This is a genomic window from Pseudacidovorax sp. RU35E (genome assembly GCF_900156165.1).
Taxonomy (GTDB): Bacteria; Pseudomonadota; Gammaproteobacteria; order Burkholderiales; family Burkholderiaceae_C; genus Xenophilus.
This window is the reverse complement of the sequence record NZ_FTMY01000008.1, coordinates 111196-130159: the sequence shown is the minus strand read 5'-3', so window position 1 is coordinate 130159 and position 18964 is coordinate 111196. Positions and strand designations below refer to the sequence as shown.

At 66.8% G+C, this 18964-nt stretch carries 21 protein-coding genes, 1 tRNA gene and 1 riboswitch; of the genes, 18 read left to right on the top strand and 4 right to left on the bottom strand.

Going from position 1 to position 18964, the window contains the following annotated elements:
* Nucleotides 1-7 precede the first annotated feature (7 nt).
* Nucleotides 8-1060 (top strand): 4-hydroxythreonine-4-phosphate dehydrogenase PdxA, encoded by a 1053-nt coding sequence (pdxA, locus tag BXA03_RS15840; RefSeq protein ID WP_076509557.1) that lies wholly within the window; start codon nucleotides 8-10, stop codon nucleotides 1058-1060.
* 73 nt (nucleotides 1061-1133) lie between these two features.
* Here pdxA and mscL read toward each other — a convergent pair whose 3' ends face one another.
* The gene (mscL, locus tag BXA03_RS15835) at nucleotides 1134-1568 is read right to left on the bottom strand and encodes a large conductance mechanosensitive channel protein MscL (RefSeq protein WP_076509555.1); all 435 of its coding nucleotides are present in this window, start codon (nucleotides 1566-1568) and stop codon (nucleotides 1134-1136) included.
* Between the two features lie 239 nt (nucleotides 1569-1807).
* Between mscL and petA the strand changes: the two genes are divergently transcribed.
* From petA to BXA03_RS15795, 8 genes are all read left to right on the top strand, one after another.
* Entirely contained in the window at nucleotides 1808-2422 is a 615-nt protein-coding gene (petA, locus tag BXA03_RS15830; RefSeq protein ID WP_076509552.1) for a ubiquinol-cytochrome c reductase iron-sulfur subunit, read from the top strand.
* A 15-nt stretch (nucleotides 2423-2437) separates the two neighbouring features.
* Nucleotides 2438-3841 carry a cytochrome b gene (locus BXA03_RS15825; RefSeq protein ID WP_076509550.1) on the top strand — a complete coding sequence of 468 codons (1404 nt, stop codon included), beginning with the start codon at nucleotides 2438-2440 and terminating at the stop codon, nucleotides 3839-3841.
* Between the two features lie 24 nt (nucleotides 3842-3865).
* The gene (locus BXA03_RS15820; protein ID WP_076509548.1) at nucleotides 3866-4621 is read left to right on the top strand and encodes a cytochrome c1; all 756 of its coding nucleotides are present in this window, start codon (nucleotides 3866-3868) and stop codon (nucleotides 4619-4621) included.
* Between the two features lie 102 nt (nucleotides 4622-4723).
* Complete coding sequence (locus tag BXA03_RS15815; RefSeq protein ID WP_058640407.1) at nucleotides 4724-5335, top strand: glutathione S-transferase N-terminal domain-containing protein; 612 nt, start codon at nucleotides 4724-4726, stop codon at nucleotides 5333-5335.
* A gap of 35 nt (nucleotides 5336-5370) precedes the next feature.
* Nucleotides 5371-5889 (top strand): ClpXP protease specificity-enhancing factor, encoded by a 519-nt coding sequence (locus BXA03_RS15810; protein ID WP_076509546.1) that lies wholly within the window; start codon nucleotides 5371-5373, stop codon nucleotides 5887-5889.
* A gap of 34 nt (nucleotides 5890-5923) precedes the next feature.
* Nucleotides 5924-5999, top strand: a tRNA-Thr gene (locus BXA03_RS15805).
* A 365-nt stretch (nucleotides 6000-6364) separates the two neighbouring features.
* Nucleotides 6365-6748, top strand: coding sequence for a hypothetical protein (locus BXA03_RS15800; RefSeq protein WP_076509544.1), 384 nt, complete (start codon nucleotides 6365-6367; stop codon nucleotides 6746-6748).
* Between the two features lie 8 nt (nucleotides 6749-6756).
* Entirely contained in the window at nucleotides 6757-7197 is a 441-nt protein-coding gene (locus BXA03_RS15795) for a DoxX family protein (protein ID WP_083716114.1), read from the top strand.
* Nucleotides 7198-7209: 12 nt separating this feature from the next.
* Here BXA03_RS15795 and BXA03_RS15790 read toward each other — a convergent pair whose 3' ends face one another.
* A complete protein-coding gene (locus BXA03_RS15790; RefSeq protein WP_076509542.1) occupies nucleotides 7210-7926 on the bottom strand; it encodes a Crp/Fnr family transcriptional regulator in 717 nt (238 codons plus the stop codon).
* Between the two features lie 26 nt (nucleotides 7927-7952).
* Between BXA03_RS15790 and BXA03_RS15785 the strand changes: the two genes are divergently transcribed.
* From BXA03_RS15785 to BXA03_RS27250, 5 genes are all read left to right on the top strand, one after another.
* The gene (locus tag BXA03_RS15785) at nucleotides 7953-9650 is read left to right on the top strand and encodes an adenylate/guanylate cyclase domain-containing protein (RefSeq protein ID WP_076509539.1); all 1698 of its coding nucleotides are present in this window, start codon (nucleotides 7953-7955) and stop codon (nucleotides 9648-9650) included.
* Between the two features lie 8 nt (nucleotides 9651-9658).
* Nucleotides 9659-9727: riboswitch (S-adenosyl-L-homocysteine riboswitch) on the top strand.
* Between the two features lie 76 nt (nucleotides 9728-9803).
* A complete protein-coding gene (gene ahcY, locus BXA03_RS15780; protein WP_076509536.1) occupies nucleotides 9804-11237 on the top strand; it encodes an adenosylhomocysteinase in 1434 nt (477 codons plus the stop codon).
* A gap of 123 nt (nucleotides 11238-11360) precedes the next feature.
* A complete protein-coding gene (locus tag BXA03_RS15775) occupies nucleotides 11361-12134 on the top strand; it encodes a TlyA family RNA methyltransferase (protein ID WP_076509534.1) in 774 nt (257 codons plus the stop codon).
* Between the two features lie 19 nt (nucleotides 12135-12153).
* Nucleotides 12154-12987, top strand: a complete 834-nt coding sequence (gene metF / locus BXA03_RS15770) for a methylenetetrahydrofolate reductase [NAD(P)H] (RefSeq protein WP_076509532.1) — start codon at nucleotides 12154-12156, stop codon at nucleotides 12985-12987.
* Nucleotides 12988-13214: 227 nt separating this feature from the next.
* Entirely contained in the window at nucleotides 13215-13697 is a 483-nt protein-coding gene (locus tag BXA03_RS27250) for a septal ring lytic transglycosylase RlpA family protein (RefSeq protein WP_076509530.1), read from the top strand.
* 50 nt (nucleotides 13698-13747) lie between these two features.
* Here the strand turns inward: BXA03_RS27250 and BXA03_RS15760 are convergent, their stop codons facing one another.
* Entirely contained in the window at nucleotides 13748-14647 is a 900-nt protein-coding gene (locus tag BXA03_RS15760; protein ID WP_076509528.1) for a 23S rRNA (adenine(2030)-N(6))-methyltransferase RlmJ, read from the bottom strand.
* A gap of 187 nt (nucleotides 14648-14834) precedes the next feature.
* On the opposite strand from BXA03_RS15760, the gene rplM reads away from it, so the two are divergent.
* The 4 genes from rplM (at nucleotide 14835) to mdtD (ending at nucleotide 17675) form a co-directional block, all read left to right on the top strand.
* Nucleotides 14835-15263, top strand: coding sequence for a 50S ribosomal protein L13 (rplM, locus tag BXA03_RS15755; RefSeq protein ID WP_058640397.1), 429 nt, complete (start codon nucleotides 14835-14837; stop codon nucleotides 15261-15263).
* Between the two features lie 11 nt (nucleotides 15264-15274).
* On the top strand, nucleotides 15275-15667 hold the full coding sequence (gene rpsI, locus BXA03_RS15750; RefSeq protein WP_017761458.1) for a 30S ribosomal protein S9: 393 nt from the start codon (nucleotides 15275-15277) through the stop codon (nucleotides 15665-15667).
* Between the two features lie 113 nt (nucleotides 15668-15780).
* Nucleotides 15781-16158 carry an iron-sulfur cluster insertion protein ErpA gene (erpA, locus tag BXA03_RS15745; RefSeq protein ID WP_076509526.1) on the top strand — a complete coding sequence of 126 codons (378 nt, stop codon included), beginning with the start codon at nucleotides 15781-15783 and terminating at the stop codon, nucleotides 16156-16158.
* Nucleotides 16159-16334: 176 nt separating this feature from the next.
* Nucleotides 16335-17675, top strand: a complete 1341-nt coding sequence (mdtD, locus tag BXA03_RS15740; RefSeq protein WP_234983715.1) for a multidrug transporter subunit MdtD — start codon at nucleotides 16335-16337, stop codon at nucleotides 17673-17675.
* Between the two features lie 88 nt (nucleotides 17676-17763).
* Here the strand turns inward: mdtD and BXA03_RS15735 are convergent, their stop codons facing one another.
* Nucleotides 17764-18879: an anhydro-N-acetylmuramic acid kinase gene (locus BXA03_RS15735; RefSeq protein WP_076509522.1), complete on the bottom strand. Its 1116-nt coding sequence runs from the start codon at nucleotides 18877-18879 to the stop codon at nucleotides 17764-17766.
* Between the last annotated feature and the right edge of the window lie 85 nt (nucleotides 18880-18964).

Here is an 18964-nt window from a genome sequence, read left to right as displayed (position 1 = left end):
GACGGCCATGGCTACGTCCGCCCCTTCTTCCGTGCTGGCGATCACCCAGGGTGACCCGGCGGGCATCGGACCGGAAATCATCGTGCGTGCCTGGCAGGAGGCGCCGGATGTGCTGCGCGATTGCTTCGTTGCCGGCGATGTCGGGGTGATGCGTCGGGCCGCCGCGTTGATGGCCGGTCCGCAGGGCATGGCCTGGCCCGTGGCACAGATCGACGGCCCGGCAGAGGCATTGGCGGTGCCGCCTCGTTGCATCCCGGTACTGCAGGTGGGCACGCCGCTGGTGCCGCCTGAGCATGGCCGCATCACGGCCGAAGCGGGTCGCAGTGCCGGCGCAGCGGTCGAATGGGCGGCGCGTGCGGCGCTGCGCCAGGAAATCGCCGCCATGGTGACGGCCCCTCTGCACAAGGAGGCGCTGTCCGCCGCCGGCTACGGTTTTCCGGGTCATACCGAACTGCTACAGGCCGAGGCCGCGGCCTTCCGCGGCGTGGGCATTGAGGAGCTTCCAGTGCGGATGATGCTAGCCAACGACGAACTGCGCACCGTGCTCGTCAGCATCCATGTGTCGCTGCGTGAAGCCATCGATCGCCTGAGCCATGTGGGTGTGCTGCAGACGCTGCGCATCACGCATGCCTCGCTGTCGCGGATGCTCGGCCGGGTGCCGCGCATTGCCGTTGCCGGGCTCAATCCGCATGCGGGGGAGGGCGGACTGTTCGGGCGGGAAGAGATCGAGCTGATCGCGCCGGCCGTGGTCGACGCGCGTGCCGAAGGGATCGAGGCGTTGGGACCTTTTGCGCCGGACACGGTCTTCATGCGGGCGCGTCGGCAGCCGGGACAGCCCGCAGGCGAATTCGACGTCGTGATCGCGATGTACCACGACCAAGGCCTCATCCCGGTCAAGTACCTTGGGGTGGAGACCGGCGTCAACGTGACGTTGGGGCTGCCGTTCGTGCGCACCAGTCCCGACCACGGGACAGCATTCGACATCGCCGGCCGGGGCATCGCGAAGGCCGACAGCCTGATCGCCGCCGTGCGCGTGGCGCGCAGCCTGGCGTGCTCCTGAGGAGGCAGCCACCTCCCGGCCTGGCCAGCCCAACGCCCCTGCGCTGTAGGGGTGGCCGGACAGCCGGGGCTCGTCAGCGACTTGCCAGGCTGTCGCGGATCTCGCGCAGCAGCACGATGTCTTCCGGCGGCGCGGCAGACGCGGCTGCGGCCGGCTCCGCTTTTTCGCGCCGCAGGCGGTTGATCTGCTTGACCATCAAGAAGATCACGAAGGCCAGGATCAGGAAATTGACGACGATCGTCAGGAAGTTGCCGTAGGCAAGCACGGGAACACCGGCTTTCTTGAGATCGGCCAAGGTATTGGCGACGCCGGCAGGTATCGTGCCGAGCACGACGTAGAGGTTGGAGAAATCGAGTCGGCCGAAGACCAGCCCCACCAGCGGCATGATGACGTCGCCGACCAGCGAATCGACGATCTTCCCGAATGCGCCCCCGATGATCACGCCCACGGCCAGATCGACCACATTGCCCTTAACCGCAAACTCGCGGAACTCGCTGAAAAAGCTCATGAACCGTTTCTCCTTTCCCATGTGTGTTAACACTTTGGATGAAAGTATAGAGAGTCGACTGCGGGCAAATACGGAGATGATCGGCGCGTGCGACCCGCTTCCGCGTCGTCGGGTGCGCCCTTGCGGGGACGCGCTCCCAGGCTTGGATATCGGGGGTGTCCCGCGTTGAAGCGTGCAAAACCCCTCCGCTAAAATTGTTTGTTGACCCGGCACAGCCCACAAGTACATCGAGGAACCCCATGAGTGATATCCCGGTCGGCCCGAAACGGGTCGATGCCAGCAAGCGGACCTGGCTGATTGCATCCGGCTGTGCCGGCGCTGTGGGTGGGGTTGCCACAGCGATCCCTTTCGTGAGCACCTTTCAGCCGTCTGAGAAAGCCAAGGCAGCCGGTGCGCCGGTCGAGGTCGACATCGGCGGCCTGCAGGTGGGCGAGAAGATCACCGTCGAATGGCGTGGCAAGCCGGTCTGGATCCTCAAGCGTTCGTCCACGCAGATCGCAGAGTTGCCCAAGCTCGATCCGCAACTCGCAGATCCGCAGTCCAAACGCAATCCTTCCGAATTCACGCCCAAGTACGCCCAGAACGAGAACCGCTCGATCAAGCCGGAAGTGCTGGTCGTGGTCGGCATCTGCACCCACCTGGGCTGCTCGCCCACCGACAAGCTGCAGGCGGGCCCGCAGCCTTCGCTGCCCGACGACTGGCAAGGCGGTTTCCTCTGTCCCTGCCACGGCTCGACCTTCGACCTGGCCGGCCGCGTTTTCAAGAACAAGCCCGCGCCCGACAACCTGCCCGTTCCTCCGCACAAGTACCTGTCGGACACGCGCCTGTTGATCGGCGAAGACGGCAACGCCTGAGCGGGAGGAGACACCATGGCCGAATTCAAGGACATCTCACCCAACGCGCCCGCGGGCGCCAAGCTGGGTAACTGGCTTCACAACCGCTTCCCGACGGCCTTCGACGCCTACCGCGTCCACATGTCGGAGTACTACGCGCCGAAGAACTTCAACTTCTGGTACATCTTCGGCTCGCTGGCGCTTCTGGTGCTCGTCATCCAGATCGTCACCGGCATCTTCCTGGTGATGCACTACAAGCCGGATGCGACGCAGGCCTTCGCCTCGGTCGAATACATCATGCGCGACGTGCCCTGGGGCTGGCTGATCCGCTACATGCACTCCACCGGCGCCTCGGCCTTCTTCGTGGTGGTGTACCTGCACATGTTCCGAGGCCTGCTCTACGGCAGCTACCGCAAGCCGCGGGAACTGGTCTGGATCTTCGGCTGCGCGATCTTCCTGTGCCTGATGGCCGAGGCCTTCATGGGCTACCTGCTGCCCTGGGGCCAGATGTCCTACTGGGGCGCGCAGGTGATCGTGAACCTGTTCTCCGCGATCCCGTTCATCGGTCCCGACCTGGCACTGTTGATCCGCGGTGACTATGTGGTGAGCGACGCCACCCTCAACCGTTTCTTCAGCTTCCACGTGATCGCCGTACCGCTGGTGCTGCTGGGCCTGGTGGTGGCCCACCTGTTGGCGCTGCATGACGTGGGTTCCAACAACCCCGACGGCATCGAGATCAAGGCCAACAAGGACGCGCAGGGCCGGCCGCTGGACGGCATCCCGTTCCACCCGTACTACACGGTGCACGACATCTTTGCGGTCGTGATGTTCCTGATCGTGTTCACGGCGGTCATCTTCTTTGCGCCGGAGATGGGCGGCTACTTCCTGGAGTACAACAACTTCATCCCGGCCGACCCGCTCAAGACGCCCAACCACATCGCCCCGGTCTGGTACTTCACGCCCTTCTATTCGATGCTGCGCGCCATCACCAGCGAGATGATGTACGCGCTCATCGCCTGCGTCGTCGGTGCCGCGGTGTTCGGCGTCTGGAAGACGCGCATGGCCCGCGTCGGCAAGATCGCCGTGGTTGTGGCCGCCGTCATCGCCTGCGCCATGATGCTGTCGATCGACGCCAAGTTCTGGGGCGTGGTCGTGATGGGCGGCGCCGTGATCATCCTGTTCTTCCTGCCCTGGTTGGACAAGAGCCCGGTCAAATCGATCCGCTATCGTCCTTCCTGGCACAAGTACCTCTATGGCGTGTTCGTCGTCGTCTTCGTGGTGCTGGCCTACCTGGGTGTGCAGCCGCCGTCTCCCATCGGCGAGCGTGTATCGCAGGTCGGTACCCTGTTCTATTTCGGCTTCTTCCTGCTCATGCCGTGGTGGACCCGCCTGGGCGAGTTCAAGCCCGTGCCCGAGCGCGTGACCTTTGCCGCGCACTGACCGAGCCGCCGGAGAAGCATCCCCATGAAGAAACTGATCCTCTCGCTGATGATGGCGCTGGGCATCGCCACGGGCGCCCTGGCGGCCGAAGGCGGCATCGCCTGGGACAAGGCGCCGGTGCGCACCAACGATCTCGCGTCACTGCAGAACGGCGCCAAGCTCTTCGTCAATTACTGCCTCAACTGCCACTCGGCTGCCTTCATGCGGTACAACCGCCTGCAGGACATCGGCCTCTCCGAACAGCAGATCAAGGACAATCTGTTGTTCTCCACCGAAAAGGTGGGTGACACGATGAAGGCCAACATCGATGCCAGACAGGCCAAGGAATGGTTCGGCGGCAATCCGCCCGACCTCACTTTGGTGGCGCGTTCGCGCGCAGGTCACAATGGCACCGGCGCCGACTACCTCTATACCTACCTGCGCACCTACTACCGCGACGACACCAAGGCAACCGGCTGGAACAACCTGGCCTTCCCGAGCGTGGGCATGCCCAACGTGCTTTGGGAACTGCAAGGCGAGCGCCGCCCGGTCTATGACAAGGTGGAGCAGCACGGTCACGAGACCGAGGTGCTCAAGGGCTGGGAGCAGGTCAAGCCGGGCAAGATGACGCCCCTGCAGTTCGATCAGGCCGTTGGCGATCTCGTCAATTACCTGCAGTGGATGGCCGAGCCCGCGCAGAACACGCGTGTACGCGTGGGGGTGTGGGTGTTGCTGTTCCTCGTGGTGTCGCTGGTCTTTGCTTGGCGTCTCAATGCGGCGTTCTGGAAAGACGTGAAGTAGAGAGAACGCGAACGGCGCTGCCCGGGCATGCCGGGTGCGTGAACGTACAGAGTGGGCTGCTGGAGCGGCCCACTCTTTTTTGATTTTTTGGAGCCTTTCGCCATGATGGTGCTGTATTCCGGAACGACCTGCCCTTTCTCCCACCGCTGCCGCTTCGTGCTGTTCGAAAAGGGCATGGACTTCGAAATCCGTGACGTCGACCTCTACAACAAGCCCGAAGACATCAGCGTGATGAATCCGTACGGCCAGGTGCCGATCCTGGTCGAGCGCGACCTGATCCTGTACGAGTCGAACATCATCAACGAGTACATCGACGAGCGCTTCCCGCATCCCCAGCTGATGCCCGGCGACCCGGTCGACCGCGCCCGTGTGCGGCTGTTCCTGCTGAACTTCGAGAAGGAACTGTTCGTCCATGTGTCCACGCTCGAGAACCGCAGTGCCAAGGGCAACGACAAGGCCATCGAGAAGGCGCGCTCGCACATCCGCGACCGCCTGACGCAACTCGCGCCCGTGTTCCTCAAGAACAAGTACATGCTGGGCGAGAACTTCTCCATGCTCGACGTGGCCATCGCGCCGCTGCTCTGGCGCCTGGACTACTACGGCATCGACCTGAGCAAGAACGCCGCGCCGCTGCTGAAGTACGCTGAGCGCATCTTCTCGCGTCCCGCGTACATCGAAGCGCTGACGCCTTCCGAGAAGGTGATGCGCAAGTAAGCGCAGCGCGGCTGGAAGAGAAAGACGCGCGATTCATGATCAGCGCCCTCGAATCCACGACGCTGCGGCCGTACCTGCTGCGTGCGCTGTACGAATGGTGTACCGATCACGGCTTCACGCCGTATATCGCCGTGGTGGTGGACGAGACCGTCCAGGTGCCGCGCGAATACGTCAAGAATGGCGAGATCGTGCTGAACATCAGCTACGACGCGACGAGTTCGCTCAAGATCGGCAACGAGTTCATCGAGTTCAAGGCCCGCTTCGCCGGCACGGCACGCGACATCATCGTGCCCCTTGGGCGCGTGGTTGCCATCTATGCGCGGGAGAACGGCCAGGGCATGGCCTTCCCGCCCCTTGACGCGCAGGCCTCCGAGGCGGGCGAGGTGGTGGCACCGACATCGGGGCAGTCCACACCGGAGCCGCGTCCTGGCATGCATCTGGTAGGCGAGGCTGCGGAGTCCGAGCCTGGGATGCTCGCGGGCGCCGAATCGCCCGACGGCGAGCCGCCACGGCCGCCGAACGGCGGTCGTCCAGCGCTCAAGCGCGTGAAGTGACCGACATCACCCTTCCGATAGAATCGCGCCCCTTGCCGCTTTAGCTCAGTTGGTAGAGCACCCGCCTTGTAAGCGGTAGGTCGTCAGTTCGATTCCGACAAGCGGCACCATTCGACCTCGGCGTACCGCCTCTCGCGGGCCGCCTTCATAAAGCCCCTGAACCGTCCCCTCGGTCAGGGGCTTTCTTCATGGTGCATCCGGATCAGCCTGCCCGATAAATGGGCAATCTGTCGCGAAGGCACGGCGGAGCATGCCTTGGCGTTGTCCTCCCCGACCTATGCCCAGGTTTATCCACAGAAAGCCGGGACAACCTGGACCCACGACAGCCGCGCATTGGTCTTCGCGCGACTTGTCGTTCGATGTGCGTAAACGCACCGACGGCGGCGACCGCGAGGCGGAGACTCCAGTCCATCGATCGCTGCACGGCCTCTCGCGCGGGATCGACTTTCCAACCCGACCCTCGAAAGGATTCGCCATGAACAAGACCGCCCTTCTCGCTGCCGCCCTGCTGACGCTCGCCGCCGGTGCCGCGTCCGCCGAGACGCAGGACGACTACATCCAGCAGAACCGCACCCCGGTGCACAGCACCCTGTCGCGTGCCGCCGCGCAGCAGCAACTCGTCGCCGCCGAGCGCAACGGCGATGTGGCCGCCATCGGCGAGGCCAGCAGCTTCGGCCAGCAGCCAGTGTTCGTCAGCGCCCGCACGCGCGCCCAAGTGCAGGCCGAGGCAGTGGCTGCGGCCCATGCCGCCAACCAGAACCTGGATCCGCGCGCCTTCGTCGACAGCCGTCTGCCCGCCAACATGCGCCGCGAACCGCAGCCGCAGCAGGCATCGGGCGGCGCACAACCCGCCCTGTGAGGCCCTCCATGTCCTACGCTTCATCCAAGACGACCGACACAGTGATCGCGCGGCATGACGACGCCGGCAAGCTGGTGCTGCGCGTTGCAGTCGGCATGCTTGTGCTGCTTCACGGCATTTCCAAACTGAGCACGGGTCCAGGCTTCATCGTGAAGATGCTGCAGGCCCACGGCCTGCCCGGGGCGATCGGTTACCTGGTCTACATCGGCGAGGTGCTGGCGCCGGCGCTGATGATTCTGGGTCTGTGGACGCGCCCGGCCGCAGCAGTGGTCGTGATCAACATGATCGTGGCCCTGCTTCTGGTGCATACCGGCCAGTTCTTTGCCATGACCAGCCAGGGTGGCTGGGCACTGGAACTGCAGGGCCTGTACCTGTTCGGCGCCCTGGCGGTGATGTTGCTGGGCGCGGGGCGCTACGCTGTCGCCGGCCCGCAGCGCGGGCTGAACTGATCGCGCGTCGCCTCAGGCGCCGCTGTCGCCCATCACCTCGGCGACCACGCGCGCCAGACGCTCGACGTCGGTGACGACGAGGGCGTCGCCGTCCTTGCGCAGCAGGCCGGCACGCACCAGCGCGTTGAGTTCCCGGGTCACCTGCTCGCGGTTGGTGCTGATGCGGCTGGCCAGCTCGGCATGGCGTGGCGCCGGCGCCAGCCGAACCTCGCCGGTGGCCGCATCGGGGCAGGCCGTGCGGGCCAGCCGGAGCAGTTCAGCGTGAAGCCGGTTCTGCACGCCCAGCGTACTCAGCTCGATCACCCGCTGCGACAGTTGGCGCACCAGGGTCGTCAGGCGCTGCATCTGACGTCGGGCCACCGTCGGTTCCTGCTGCAACAGCTCGAGGAAGGTTTCGCGCTCGAGCACCGCCACGAGGCTGTCCTCCACCGTCATCACGTCGGCCGAGCGCGGCTGACCGTCCAGGGCAGCGAGGTCGCCGACGACCTCGCCCGCCCCCAGGTCGCGGAAGGTGACCTGCCGGCCGTTGGCACCGTAGGTGGTCACCCGCACCGTGCCATCGATCACGAGGTAGACGTCGGCGCGACGCTGGCGCCGCAGCAGCAGCGGTTGCCCGGCCGTCACACGGCGCCAGCTGCAGCGCGCCGCAATGGCATCCAGCCGTGCTGGCGGCAGGTCGTCGAACAGGGCGAAGCGCCGAAGCGCAAGACTGGAGGGCCGGTCACTCATGGGCGCGCGATTATGCTCAGCCGCCCATGAGTCCGCCTCCGCCGGTCGCCGCGCCGGCCTTCCCCGTCTCGTTGTCCCTGCGCTCACGGCGCGATCTGCGTTGGGCCAGCGGCCTGGTGCTGATGGCGTACGTGACACTGCATCTGCTCAACCATGCGTTGGGGCTTGTATCGCTTCAGGTGGCCGAGGCGGTGCTGAGGCCGCTGCGTTCCTTCTGGCATTCCTGGCCCGGCACGCTGCTGCTCTATGGCGCGGTGGTCGTCCATCTGGTGCTGGCCTTCGTCGCGCTGTGGGAGCGGCGCAGCCTTCGCATGCCGCCGTCGCAGGGGCTGCGCATCGTGCTTGGCTTCGCTCTTCCGCTGCTGCTGGCTTCACACCTGGCGTCGATGCGCGGCGGCTACACGCTCTTCGGCTTGAATGGCAGCTATGCCCGTGTGGTGGAAGGCCTGTGGGGCGCGGCGGGCGGCGTCTTCCAGATCATCGCCCTGGCCGCGGCCTGGACGCACGGCTGCATGGGCCTGCACTTTGCCCTGCGCGCGAATGTGCGCTGGCGTCGGGCTCAGCCGCTGTTGCTGACTGTGGCCGTGCTGTTGCCTACGCTCGCGGCGCTGGGTTTCGTGGCCATGGGACGCGAATGGCAGGTCGCGCCCGGGCCGGTCGACGCGCCCGGTGCCGCTCAGGGGCGTCGACTCGGAGGATTGTCCGAGCATGGACAGGACCTCTACATGACTTTGCTCGCGGCCTTGTTGCTGGCTCGTTTGGCGCGCGGCCGGATGTACCGGTTTCCCGGCGTCCGGATGCTGACGCTGCGCTATCCCGACCGCAGTGTCCAGGTGCCTGTCGGCTGGAGCGTGCTGGAGGCCAGCCGGGCGCACGGCATCGCACACCTGTCGCTGTGCGGCGGGCGGGCCCGTTGTTCCACCTGTCGGATCCGCGTCGCAGGGCCGGCCGCTCACTGTCCGCCGCCCGGGCTCGACGAACAGCGTACGCTGGCCCGCGTGCGCGCGGGTGCCCAGGTGCGGCTGGCCTGCCAGTTGCGGCCGACGGGCGACCTCGAGGTCTCTCCCTTGCTGGGCGGCGGCACCGTCGCCGAAGGCCAGCGCCCGCGGCTGGAGGGCGAGCGCGAGGTTGCCGTGCTCTTCGTCGACCTGCGCCGCTGGTCAGGCCTCGCCGAGCGTCAATGGCCCTTCGACCTCGTCTACGTGCTCGACCGCTACTTTGCGCTCGTGGGGCAGGCGGTGCGGGAGTCGGGCGGCGTGCCGAACCAGTTCATCGGCGACAGTGTGATGGCGATCTTCGGCCTGGAAGAAGGCCTGGACCTGGCCTGCCGCCGGGCTTTCCAGGCGGCTGCGCTGATCAGCGCCCGTATGCGCGACTGGAGCGATGGCTTCGAGCGCGAATTCGGCCAGCCCCTCGATTTCGGCATGGGCCTGCATGCGGGCTCGGCCGCGGTCGGCGAGGTCGGTCACCTGGAGGTGCAGAGCTTCACCGCGGTCGGCGAGGTCGTGAACACTGCCAGCCGGTTGCAGGAGCAGACCAAGGCGGTGGGTGCGGCGCTCGTGGCCTCGCGCTTCGCGGCCCGGCAGGCAGGCCTCCTGCCGCTTGCCACGCAAATGCGGCGCATTGAGGTGCGGGGCCGTCGCGAGCCCCTCGACGTGGTGGCCTGGTCGGCGGAGGCACTGGCCGTGGCCGTGCAAAGCCCGGGTCCATCGCCGCTTTTGTAGAATCCGTGCAACCGAGGAGCGTTGCAGCGCCGTCAGGCGTGAGGCTCGGAATCCACTCGCAACCACGCTCACCCGCATCGCGCCGTGGTGAGTGCTTTCTTTCCCTCCCCGACGCGCAGCGGAAACCCTGAAACCCGTGTTCTGGAGCATTGCATGAGCGCCGTTCTCAAAGCCGACCTGACCGCCGATATGGCGATCGCCGACATCTCGCTGGCCGACTGGGGCCGCAAGGAAATCAAGATTGCCGAGACCGAGATGCCCGGTCTCATGGCCATCCGCGAGGAATTCGCTGCAGCGCAGCCTCTGAAGGGCGCCCGCATCACCGGTTCGCTGCACATGACCATCCAGACGGCGGTGCTGATCGAGACCCTCAAGGCCCTGGGCGCCGACGTGCGCTGGGCCTCGTGCAACATCTTCTCGACGCAGGACCACGCCGCCGCCGCCATCGCCGCGGGTGGCACGCCGGTGTTCGCCATCAAAGGCGAGTCGCTCGAAGACTACTGGGACTACACCCATCGCATCTTCGACTTCGGCCCCAAGGGCTCGAAGGGCGAGGGCCCCAACATGATCCTGGACGACGGCGGCGATGCCACGCTGTTGATGCACCTGGGCCAGCGCGCCGAGAAGGACCTGTCCGTGGTGGCCAACCCCTCCAGCGAGGAAGAGCGCATCCTCTTCGCCGCCATCAAGACCAAGATCGCGCAGGACCCGACCTGGTACAGCCGCAAGTCGGCCGAGATCATCGGCGTGACCGAAGAGACGACCACCGGCGTGCACCGCCTGAACGAGATGTCCGCCAAGGGCACGCTGCTGTTCCGCGCGATCAACGTGAACGACTCGGTGACCAAGAGCAAGTTCGACAACCTCTACGGCTGCCGTGAGTCGCTGGTGGACGGCATCAAGCGCGCCACCGACGTGATGATCGCCGGCAAGGTCGCCGTGGTGGCCGGCTACGGCGACGTGGGCAAGGGCTGTGCCCAGGCCCTGGCCGCCCTGCGCGCCCAGGTGTGGGTGACCGAGATCGACCCGATCAACGCCCTGCAGGCCGCCATGGAAGGCTTCAAGGTCGTCACCATGGAATACGCCGCCGACAAGGCCGACATCTTCGTGACCACCACCGGCAACAAGGACGTGATCCGCCACGAGCACATGCTGGCGATGAAGAACGAATCCATCGTTTGCAACATCGGCCACTTCGACAACGAGATCGACGTCGCCTCGATCGAGAAGTACCAGTGGGAAGAGGTCAAGCCCCAGGTCGATCACGTGATCTTCCCGGACGGCAAGCGCATCACGCTGCTCGCCAAGGGCCGGCTGGTCAACCTGGGCTGCGCCACGGGCCACCCCAGCTTCGTGATGTCGTCGTCCTTCGCCAACCAGACCATCGCGCAGATCGAGCTGTTCACCAAGCCGGACGCCTACGAGGCCGGCAAGGTCTACGTGCTGCCCAAGGTGCTGGACGAGAAGGTCGCGCGCCTGCACCTGAAGAAGGTCGGCGCCCAGCTCACCGAGCTGACCGACGCCCAGGCCGCCTACATCGGCGTCGCCAAGACCGGGCCCTACAAGCCCGACACCTACCGCTACTGAGCATTCGCCGGGCTTCGTGCCGCCGCCTCGGGCGCCCGTGCAGGGCGCTCGCAGGCGGCGCGCCGGAGCCGGTGGCCGCGGCGCCTCGCACGGGGCGGCCCGGCCTGCTCTCCGTCTCCTCCCATGCGCGCTGACCAGCTGCTCGTCGAACGCGGCCTGGCCGCTTCACGCTCGCAGGCGGCGCGCCTGATCGCGGGGGGCCTGCGCTGGCGCCTGCATGCCGGCCAGCCCTGGCGCTCGGCCGCCAAGAATGGCGACGAGGTGCCGCCCACCGCCGAGCTCGAACTGGCGGACGCGGCCGAGGCCCGCTACGTCTCGCGCGGCGGCCTCAAGCTCGAAGGCGCGCTCGATGCGGCGGGGCTCGATGTCGCCGGACTTCGCTGCCTGGACGTGGGCCAGTCCACCGGCGGCTTCACCGACTGCCTGCTGCAGCGCGGCGCCGCGGCGGTGGTTGGCGTGGACGTCGGCCATGGGCAGCTGCATGAACGGCTGCGGGCCGATGCGCGCGTGCAGACGCTGGAGAAGGTCAACGCGCGCCATCTGCAGACGGTGCAGTTCGCGGCGATGGGTGGCGCGGATTTCGGCCTCGTCGTCGGCGATCTGTCCTTCATCTCGCTCACCCTGGTGTTGCCGGCACTGGTGCCGCTGATGGCATCGAACGGGCGTCTGCTGATGCTGGTCAAGCCGCAGTTCGAGCTGCAGCCGGCGCAGATCGGCAAGGGCGGCATCGTCCGCGATCCGGCGCTGTACGCCGAGGTCGAGGCCCGGCTGCGGCATGGCTGTGTCGATGCCGGCCTGCGGCTGCTCCAATGGCTGGACAGCCCCATTGCCGGCGGCGATGGCAATCGCGAGTTTTTCATCCACGCGGCGCTTTCGGTGGCCGCGCACGACAACTAGACAAAGAAAGGGATTCCCGATGCGCCTTCCGATCAGTTTCGAGTTCTTCCCGCCCAAGACGCCCGAAGGCGCGGTCAAGCTGCGGGCCGTGCGGGCGCAGTTGCGTGCCCGCGCGCCGCAGTTCTGCTCGGTGACCTACGGCGCGGGCGGTTCCACCCAGGCGGGCACCTTCGCCACGGTGAAGGAGCTCCTGGAAGAAGGCACCGACGCGGCCTCGCACTTCTCGTGCATCGGCGCGACGCGCGAGACGGTGCGCGAGCAACTGCATCAGCTCAAGGCCATGGGCGTGCGCCGCCTTGTGGCACTGCGTGGCGATCTGCCCAGTGGCTACGGCATCGGCGGCGAGTTCCAGTATGCGAGCGACCTGGTGGCCTTCATTCGTACCGAGACCGGTCGTGACTTCCACCTGGAGGTGGCCTGCTACCCCGAGGTCCACCCCCAGGCACGCACGCCCCAGGCCGACATGCAGGCCTTCGCGACCAAGGTGCGTGCTGGGGCCGATTCGGCCATCACGCAGTACTTCTTCACGCCCGAGGCCTACTTCCGCTTCGTCGACGAGGCCCGCGCGGCCGGTGCCGACGTGCCGATCGTGCCGGGCATCATGCCCATCACCAGCTCCACGCAGCTGATGCGCTTCTCGGATGCCTGCGGCGCCGAGATCCCCCGTTGGGTGCGACTGCGGCTGCAGTCCTTCGGCGACGACACGGCGTCGATCAAGGCCTTCGGCCTCGACGTGGTCGCGGCCTTGTGCGAGCGGCTGGTCGCGGGCGGCGCCCCGGCGCTGCACTTCTACACGATGAACCAGGCCGCGCCCACGCTGGCGCTGCTGGATCGGCTGGGCCTGGGCGAATGAGCGTCTGGGCGACGGCGCGGGCCGCATGTGCGGCACTCGCGACGCTGCTGGCCGTGGCCTGTGCGCCGCTGCCGACGACGCCGGACGCAGGTGCCGGCGGTGCCGAGCCAACATCTGGCGCCACCGCCGTCAGCGGAGCGGCAACTTCCGCAGCCAAACCGCCGCGGCCCCATCTGCTGCCCTTGGATCGGCAGGCGCCGGCGGCTGCAGAGGCACCGCGGTCGCGCGTGGTCCAGATCTTTCCCGACCTGAGCGAAACGCCGGACGGTCCCCCCGACGATTTGCAGGTCGAGGAATTCGAACGGGGCGGGGGCTCCTGGTATGGCGTGCAGTTCCACCGTCGGCGCACCGCCAGCGGTGAGCTGTTCGACATGACCGGCTTCACCGCCGCCCACAAGACGCTGCCCTTCGGCACCAAGGTGTGCGTGCGCAGCCTGGTCAATGGGCGCGAGGTGCTGGTCTACATCAACGATCGCGGGCCTTTCACACCGGGGCGCATCATCGACTTGAGCCAGGCCGCGGCCGAGCAGATCCAGCTGACCACCATCGGCTTCAAGCAGGTGTCGCTGACGGTGATTCCGGAGGAGGGTGGCCGTTGCGCGGGCGAGCGCGTCGAAGGCGGCCTGGCTCCCATCAACATGGCGGCGGCGCCGCGCCCCGCGCCGGCGCGCCGTGCGCCAGCACGTGTAGTCAACAAGCGCCGGCGCTGAGGTGCGGACGACCACGGCGGGTGGCGCCCACCCGGCCGCAGCGGGGGTGGTCAGCCGCCGTGCTCCAGCGTGAAGGCGGCGTTGGCGTCCTGCGCCAGCACCTGCGCCATGCGGGCCAGGCTGGGCCGCAGGCGAGCGGCCAGGGTGTGCGGCGGATTGATGATGAACATGCCGCTGGCGGGCAGGCCGGGCCGGCGGCTGGTCTCGCCCGGTAGCGCAACGGCCATGCGGCTGGACTTGACCGTGAGGCTGGCATTGAGCCAAGGCTTGCCTGCCTTGGTCGCCAGGGTCCTGAGCCGGCGCGGCAGCTCGTGCGCCTCCGGCCGGGGAATGATCGGATACCAGACCGCATAGACGCCCGTGGCGAAGCGCTTGAGCGCCTCGCCCACGTAGGCGGCGGTGCGGCTGTAATCGGTCTTCATCTCGTAGCTCGGGTCGGTGAGCACGAGTGCGCGGCGCGAGGGGGGCGGCAGGAACTTGGTGGCGCTGCCGAAGCCGTCTTCGCGCAGCACGGCGATGCGCCGGCCGGCGTCGAGCTGGGCCACATTGCCGTCCAGTGTCTTGGCATCCGTGGGATGCAACTCGTAGAGCTTGAGGCGGTCGTGCTCGCGCAGCAGCTGATGGGCGACGAAAGGCGAGCCGGGGTACACGCGCAGCGCCTCACCGCGGTTGAATTCGCGCACCATCGCCAGGTAGCGGCCGAGCGCGTCGGGCAATGGGGTATCGGAGGCGGCGGCCGCCTCGGCCAACCGCAGCACGCCCTCGGCGGCCTCGCCGCTCTTGCCGGCATAGTCACCGTCCAGGCGATAGAGGCCGGCACCGGCATGGGTGTCGACCATCGTCAGGGCGGTTTCCTTCTCCAGCAGGTAGTCGAGCACGGCGATCAGCACCGTGTGTTTGAGCACGTCGGCGTGGTTGCCGGCGTGGAAGGCATGGCGGTAGCTGAACATGGAGCAATGCTAACCGCGGCAGCCTCCAGGTGGCGCCTATCTGAAGGCTGTGCATATAATGGAAGGCTTCGCAGCGTTTTACCGAGCCCCGCGGCGAAGCTCGACACCCGCCTAAGAGCTTTCCTTCAGAGAAAGACCGACCGCGGAAAAGGGCTCACTCCAAACCTCCTTTTCTCAAGGAAATCTCATGTCTACGTTCAGCGCCAAGCCCGCTGACGTGAAGCACGAGTGGTTTGTGATTGACGCAACCGATAAGGTTCTCGGACGGGTCGCCAGCGAAGTGGCCCTCCGTCTGCGCGGCAAGCACAAAGCCATCTACACGCCTCACGTCGACACCGGTGACTTCATCGTCATCGTCAACGCGTCCAAGCTCAAGGTCACCGGCACCAAGAGCATCGACAAGGTCTACTACCGTCACTCCGGCTTCCCGGGTGGCATCACCGCCACCAACTTCCGCGACATGCAGGCCAAACACCCCGGCCGCGCGCTCGAGAAGGCCGTCAAGGGCATGCTGCCCAAGGGTCCTCTGGGCTACGCCATGATCAAGAAGCTGAAGGTCTACGGCGGCGCTGAGCATCCGCACAGCGCCCAGCAGCCGCAGCCGCTGGAAATCTGAGGAGTCCCGAGATGATTGGTGATTGGAACAACGGCACCGGCCGTCGCAAGTCCAGCGTCGCCCGCGTGTTCCTCAAGAAGGGCAGCGGCAAGATCACGGTGAATGGCAAGCCGATCGAGCAGTTCTTCGGCCGCCAGACCTCGATCATGATCGCGAAGCAACCGCTCGCGCTGACCGAGAACCTGGAAGCCTTCGACATTCAGGTGAACGTGCACGGCGGCGGTGAATCCGGCCAGGCCGGCGCGACCCGCCACGGCATCACCCGTGCGCTGATCGACTACGACGCGACCCTCAAGCCGGTGCTGAGCCAGGCTGGCTTCGTCACCCGCGACGCGCGTGAAGTCGAGCGTAAGAAGGTCGGTCTGCACTCTGCACGCCGCCGCAAGCAGTTTTCGAAGCGCTGAGCGTTTCGCACTTGCCAGAGAAAAACCGCCCTCGGGGCGGTTTTTCTTTGCCTGCGTTAGCATTCTTTCCCTTGGTCGCGCCCGCCGGGTTCGGCTCTCACGGAGATTTCCCCATGACCACCGCAGTTGCCGAAACCACCGCGTCCGCCGTGCAGGCGATGCCCGAACCGATCGTGTTCACCGATTCCGCCGCCGCCAAGGTGGCGGACCTGATCGCCGAGGAAGGCAATCCCGACCTGAAGCTGCGTGTGTTCGTCCAGGGTGGCGGCTGCTCCGGCTTCCAGTACGGTTTCACCTTCGACGAGGTGACCAACGAGGACGACACGGCCATGACCAAGAACGGCGTGTCACTGCTGATCGATGCCATGAGCTACCAGTACCTCGTCGGCGCCGAGATCGACTACAAGGAAGATCTGCAAGGCGCCCAGTTCGTGATCAAGAACCCCAACGCGACCACCACCTGCGGCTGCGGTTCGAGCTTCTCGGTCTGATCCGCTGTACCGTGCGGCAACCACGTCTGTCGCCGCCATGAAAGCCGCCTTCGGGCGGCTTTTTGTTTTCATTCGCGCCGAGCCCGCCCTTGACTGCCTCCCGACCTGAAGCCGCCGCCGCGGCCACCGACACCCCGCAACGCATCCTGCTGTGGCTGGTGGCCATCGGCTTCTTCATGCAGACGCTGGATGCCACCATCATCAACACGGCCCTACCGTCGATGGCGCGTGCGCTGGGCGAAAGCCCGCTGCGCATGCAGTCCGTGGTGGTGTCCTATTCGCTCACGATGGCCTTGCTCATCCCGGCCTCGGGCTGGCTGGCCGACCGCTTCGGTACGCGGCGGATGTTCATGGTGGCGATTGCACTGTTCACCCTCGGTTCGCTGGCGTGCGCGGCATCGCGTCACCTGGGCGAGCTGGTGGCGGCGCGGGTGCTCCAAGGGCTGGGCGGCGCGCTGCTCCTGCCGGTGGGGCGGCTGTCGGTGTTGCGCACCTTTCCTCGCGCGCAGTTCCTGCAGGCGATGAGCTTCGTGGCGATCCCTGGTCTGATCGGCCCGCTGCTCGGCCCCACGCTCGGCGGCTGGCTGGTCGAGTACGCATCGTGGCACTGGGTCTTCCTGATCAACCTGCCCGTAGGCCTGATCGGCTTGGCGGCCACCCAGCGCTTCATGCCCGATGTCCGGTCCGAGGCGCCTGGCCGCTTCGATCTGTTGGGCTATGTGCTGCTCGCCTTCGGCATGGCCGGCCTCTCGCTCGCCATCGAGGGCGGCAAGGGCATGGGCCACGCCGGCGCTCTGGTGTTGGCCGTGTTCGGTTTCTCGGCCGTCGTGGCCTACTGGCTGCACGCGGTCCGGCACCCGGCGCCGCTGTTTTCCACCCATCTGTTCCGGGTACGAACCCTCTCGGTCGGTTTGCTTGGGAACCTGTTCTGCCGGCTGGGCAGCGGCGCCATGCCGTTCCTGATTCCTCTGTCGCTGCAGGTGTCGCTGGACTATTCGCCCATGCAGGCCGGGATGATGATGCTGCCGACGGCGCTGGCCGGCATGGGCATGAAGCGGGTGGCCGCGCAACTGATTCTGCGCTTCGGCTACCGCAATCTGCTGACGGTCAACACCTGCATCATCGGACTGCTCATGACCAGCTTTGCGCTGGCCTCGCCTGGCGAGCCGCTCTGGCTGCGGCTGCTGCAGTTCGCGCTGTTTGGCGCCTTCAACTCGCTGCAGTTCACCGCCATGAACACGCTGACACTGAAGGACCTGGACGGGGCCAGTGCCAGCAGCGGCAACAGCCTTTTCTCGATGGTGCAGATGCTGGCCATGAGTCTGGGCGTGGCCATGGCCGGGGCGGTGCTGTCTGGCTTCAGCGGCGCCTTCGGCGATCACGCCCTGCCGGCGTTCCAGGCCACCTTCGTCACCGTGGGACTGGTGACCGTGGCCTCAGCCTTCATCTTCTGGCAGGTGCCGCCAGAGGCGCGTTCGCCCCAGCTCGAAGAGCCGGACGCGGCCGGTCGTCACTGAGGCGGCGCAGGCAGGCGTCTTCAGCGGCCGAGCCCAGCGGCTTGGAGTGCGACTTTGTGACGGGCGCCGCTGCCGTGTCGAAAGATTTTCAGGCGGGGTAGAGGGCGCCCAGCACCCGCATCCCGCGGGCGCCTGTGACAGCTGGCAGATTGCCGGGCTCTCCCGCCAGCAGCCGCTGGGCCAGCCAGGCGAAGGCCGTGGCCTCGACCTGCTGCGGCGGCAGTCCGTGCGAAGCAGAGCTGTCAATGGCGACGCCGGGCAGGTGCAGCACAAGGCGCTCCATCAGATCCGCATTGGCGGCGCCGCCGCCGCAGACGATCAGCCGCTGGACCTCTGGCGCATGCAGGCGCAGCGCCTCGGCACAGCTCTGGGCCGTCAGTTCCGCCAGCGTGGCCTGCACGTCTCGCGGGTCGGCCGACAAGTCTTCGGGCCGCAGGTGCTGCGCGAGCCACTGCGGATGGAACAGGTCGCGTCCGGTGCTCTTGGGAATCGGTTGGGCGAAGTAGGGTTCGGCCAGCAGGCGTTGCAGCAACTCAGGCCGGACGGTCCCGGACGCTGCCCAGGCGCCGCCGGCGTCGAAGGGGGTGCCGCGGTGCTGCTGACACCAGTGGTCCAGCAGCGCGTTGGCCGGTCCGCAGTCGAAGCCGCGGATCGGGCTGTGGTCGCCCGGGAGGAGGCTCAGGTTGGCGATGCCTCCCAGGTTGAGGGCGGCACGGGCCTCATCGGGTCGGCCGAACAGTGCCGCATGAAAAGCCGGCACCAGCGGGGCACCCTGGCCGCCGGCGGCAACGTCCCGCGAACGGAAGTCGCAGGCCACGGGCATGCCGGTCAGTTCGGCCAACAGTGCCGGATTGTTCAGCTGAAGGGTGTAGCCGGTGCCGTCGACCGCGCCGGGTTGGTGGCGCACGGTCTGGCCATGCGCACCGACGGCGCGGATCGACGACACCGCAAGGCCAGTCTGACTCAGCAGTTGACGCACCACTTCGGCGTAGTGCCGCGAAAGGCCGTTGGCAGCAAGCGCTGCGCGGTGCAGTTCGTCCACCCCCTGCGGCTGATTCAGGGCCAGCAGTTCGGCGCGCAACGCCGGGTCGAAGCCGGCGCTTGCATGGGCATGCACCGTCACGCCGCCATCGAATGAAGCGACCACGCCGTCCACGCCGTCGAGGGAGGTGCCCGACATCAGGCCGATGAAAAGCTCGGTCATGCGCAAGCCTCGGAATTCGCCAAGAAAAAAGCGCCGGAGGACCGGCGCTGGGTGGTTTGCAGGGGTTGATCGCCCGCCAGATGGT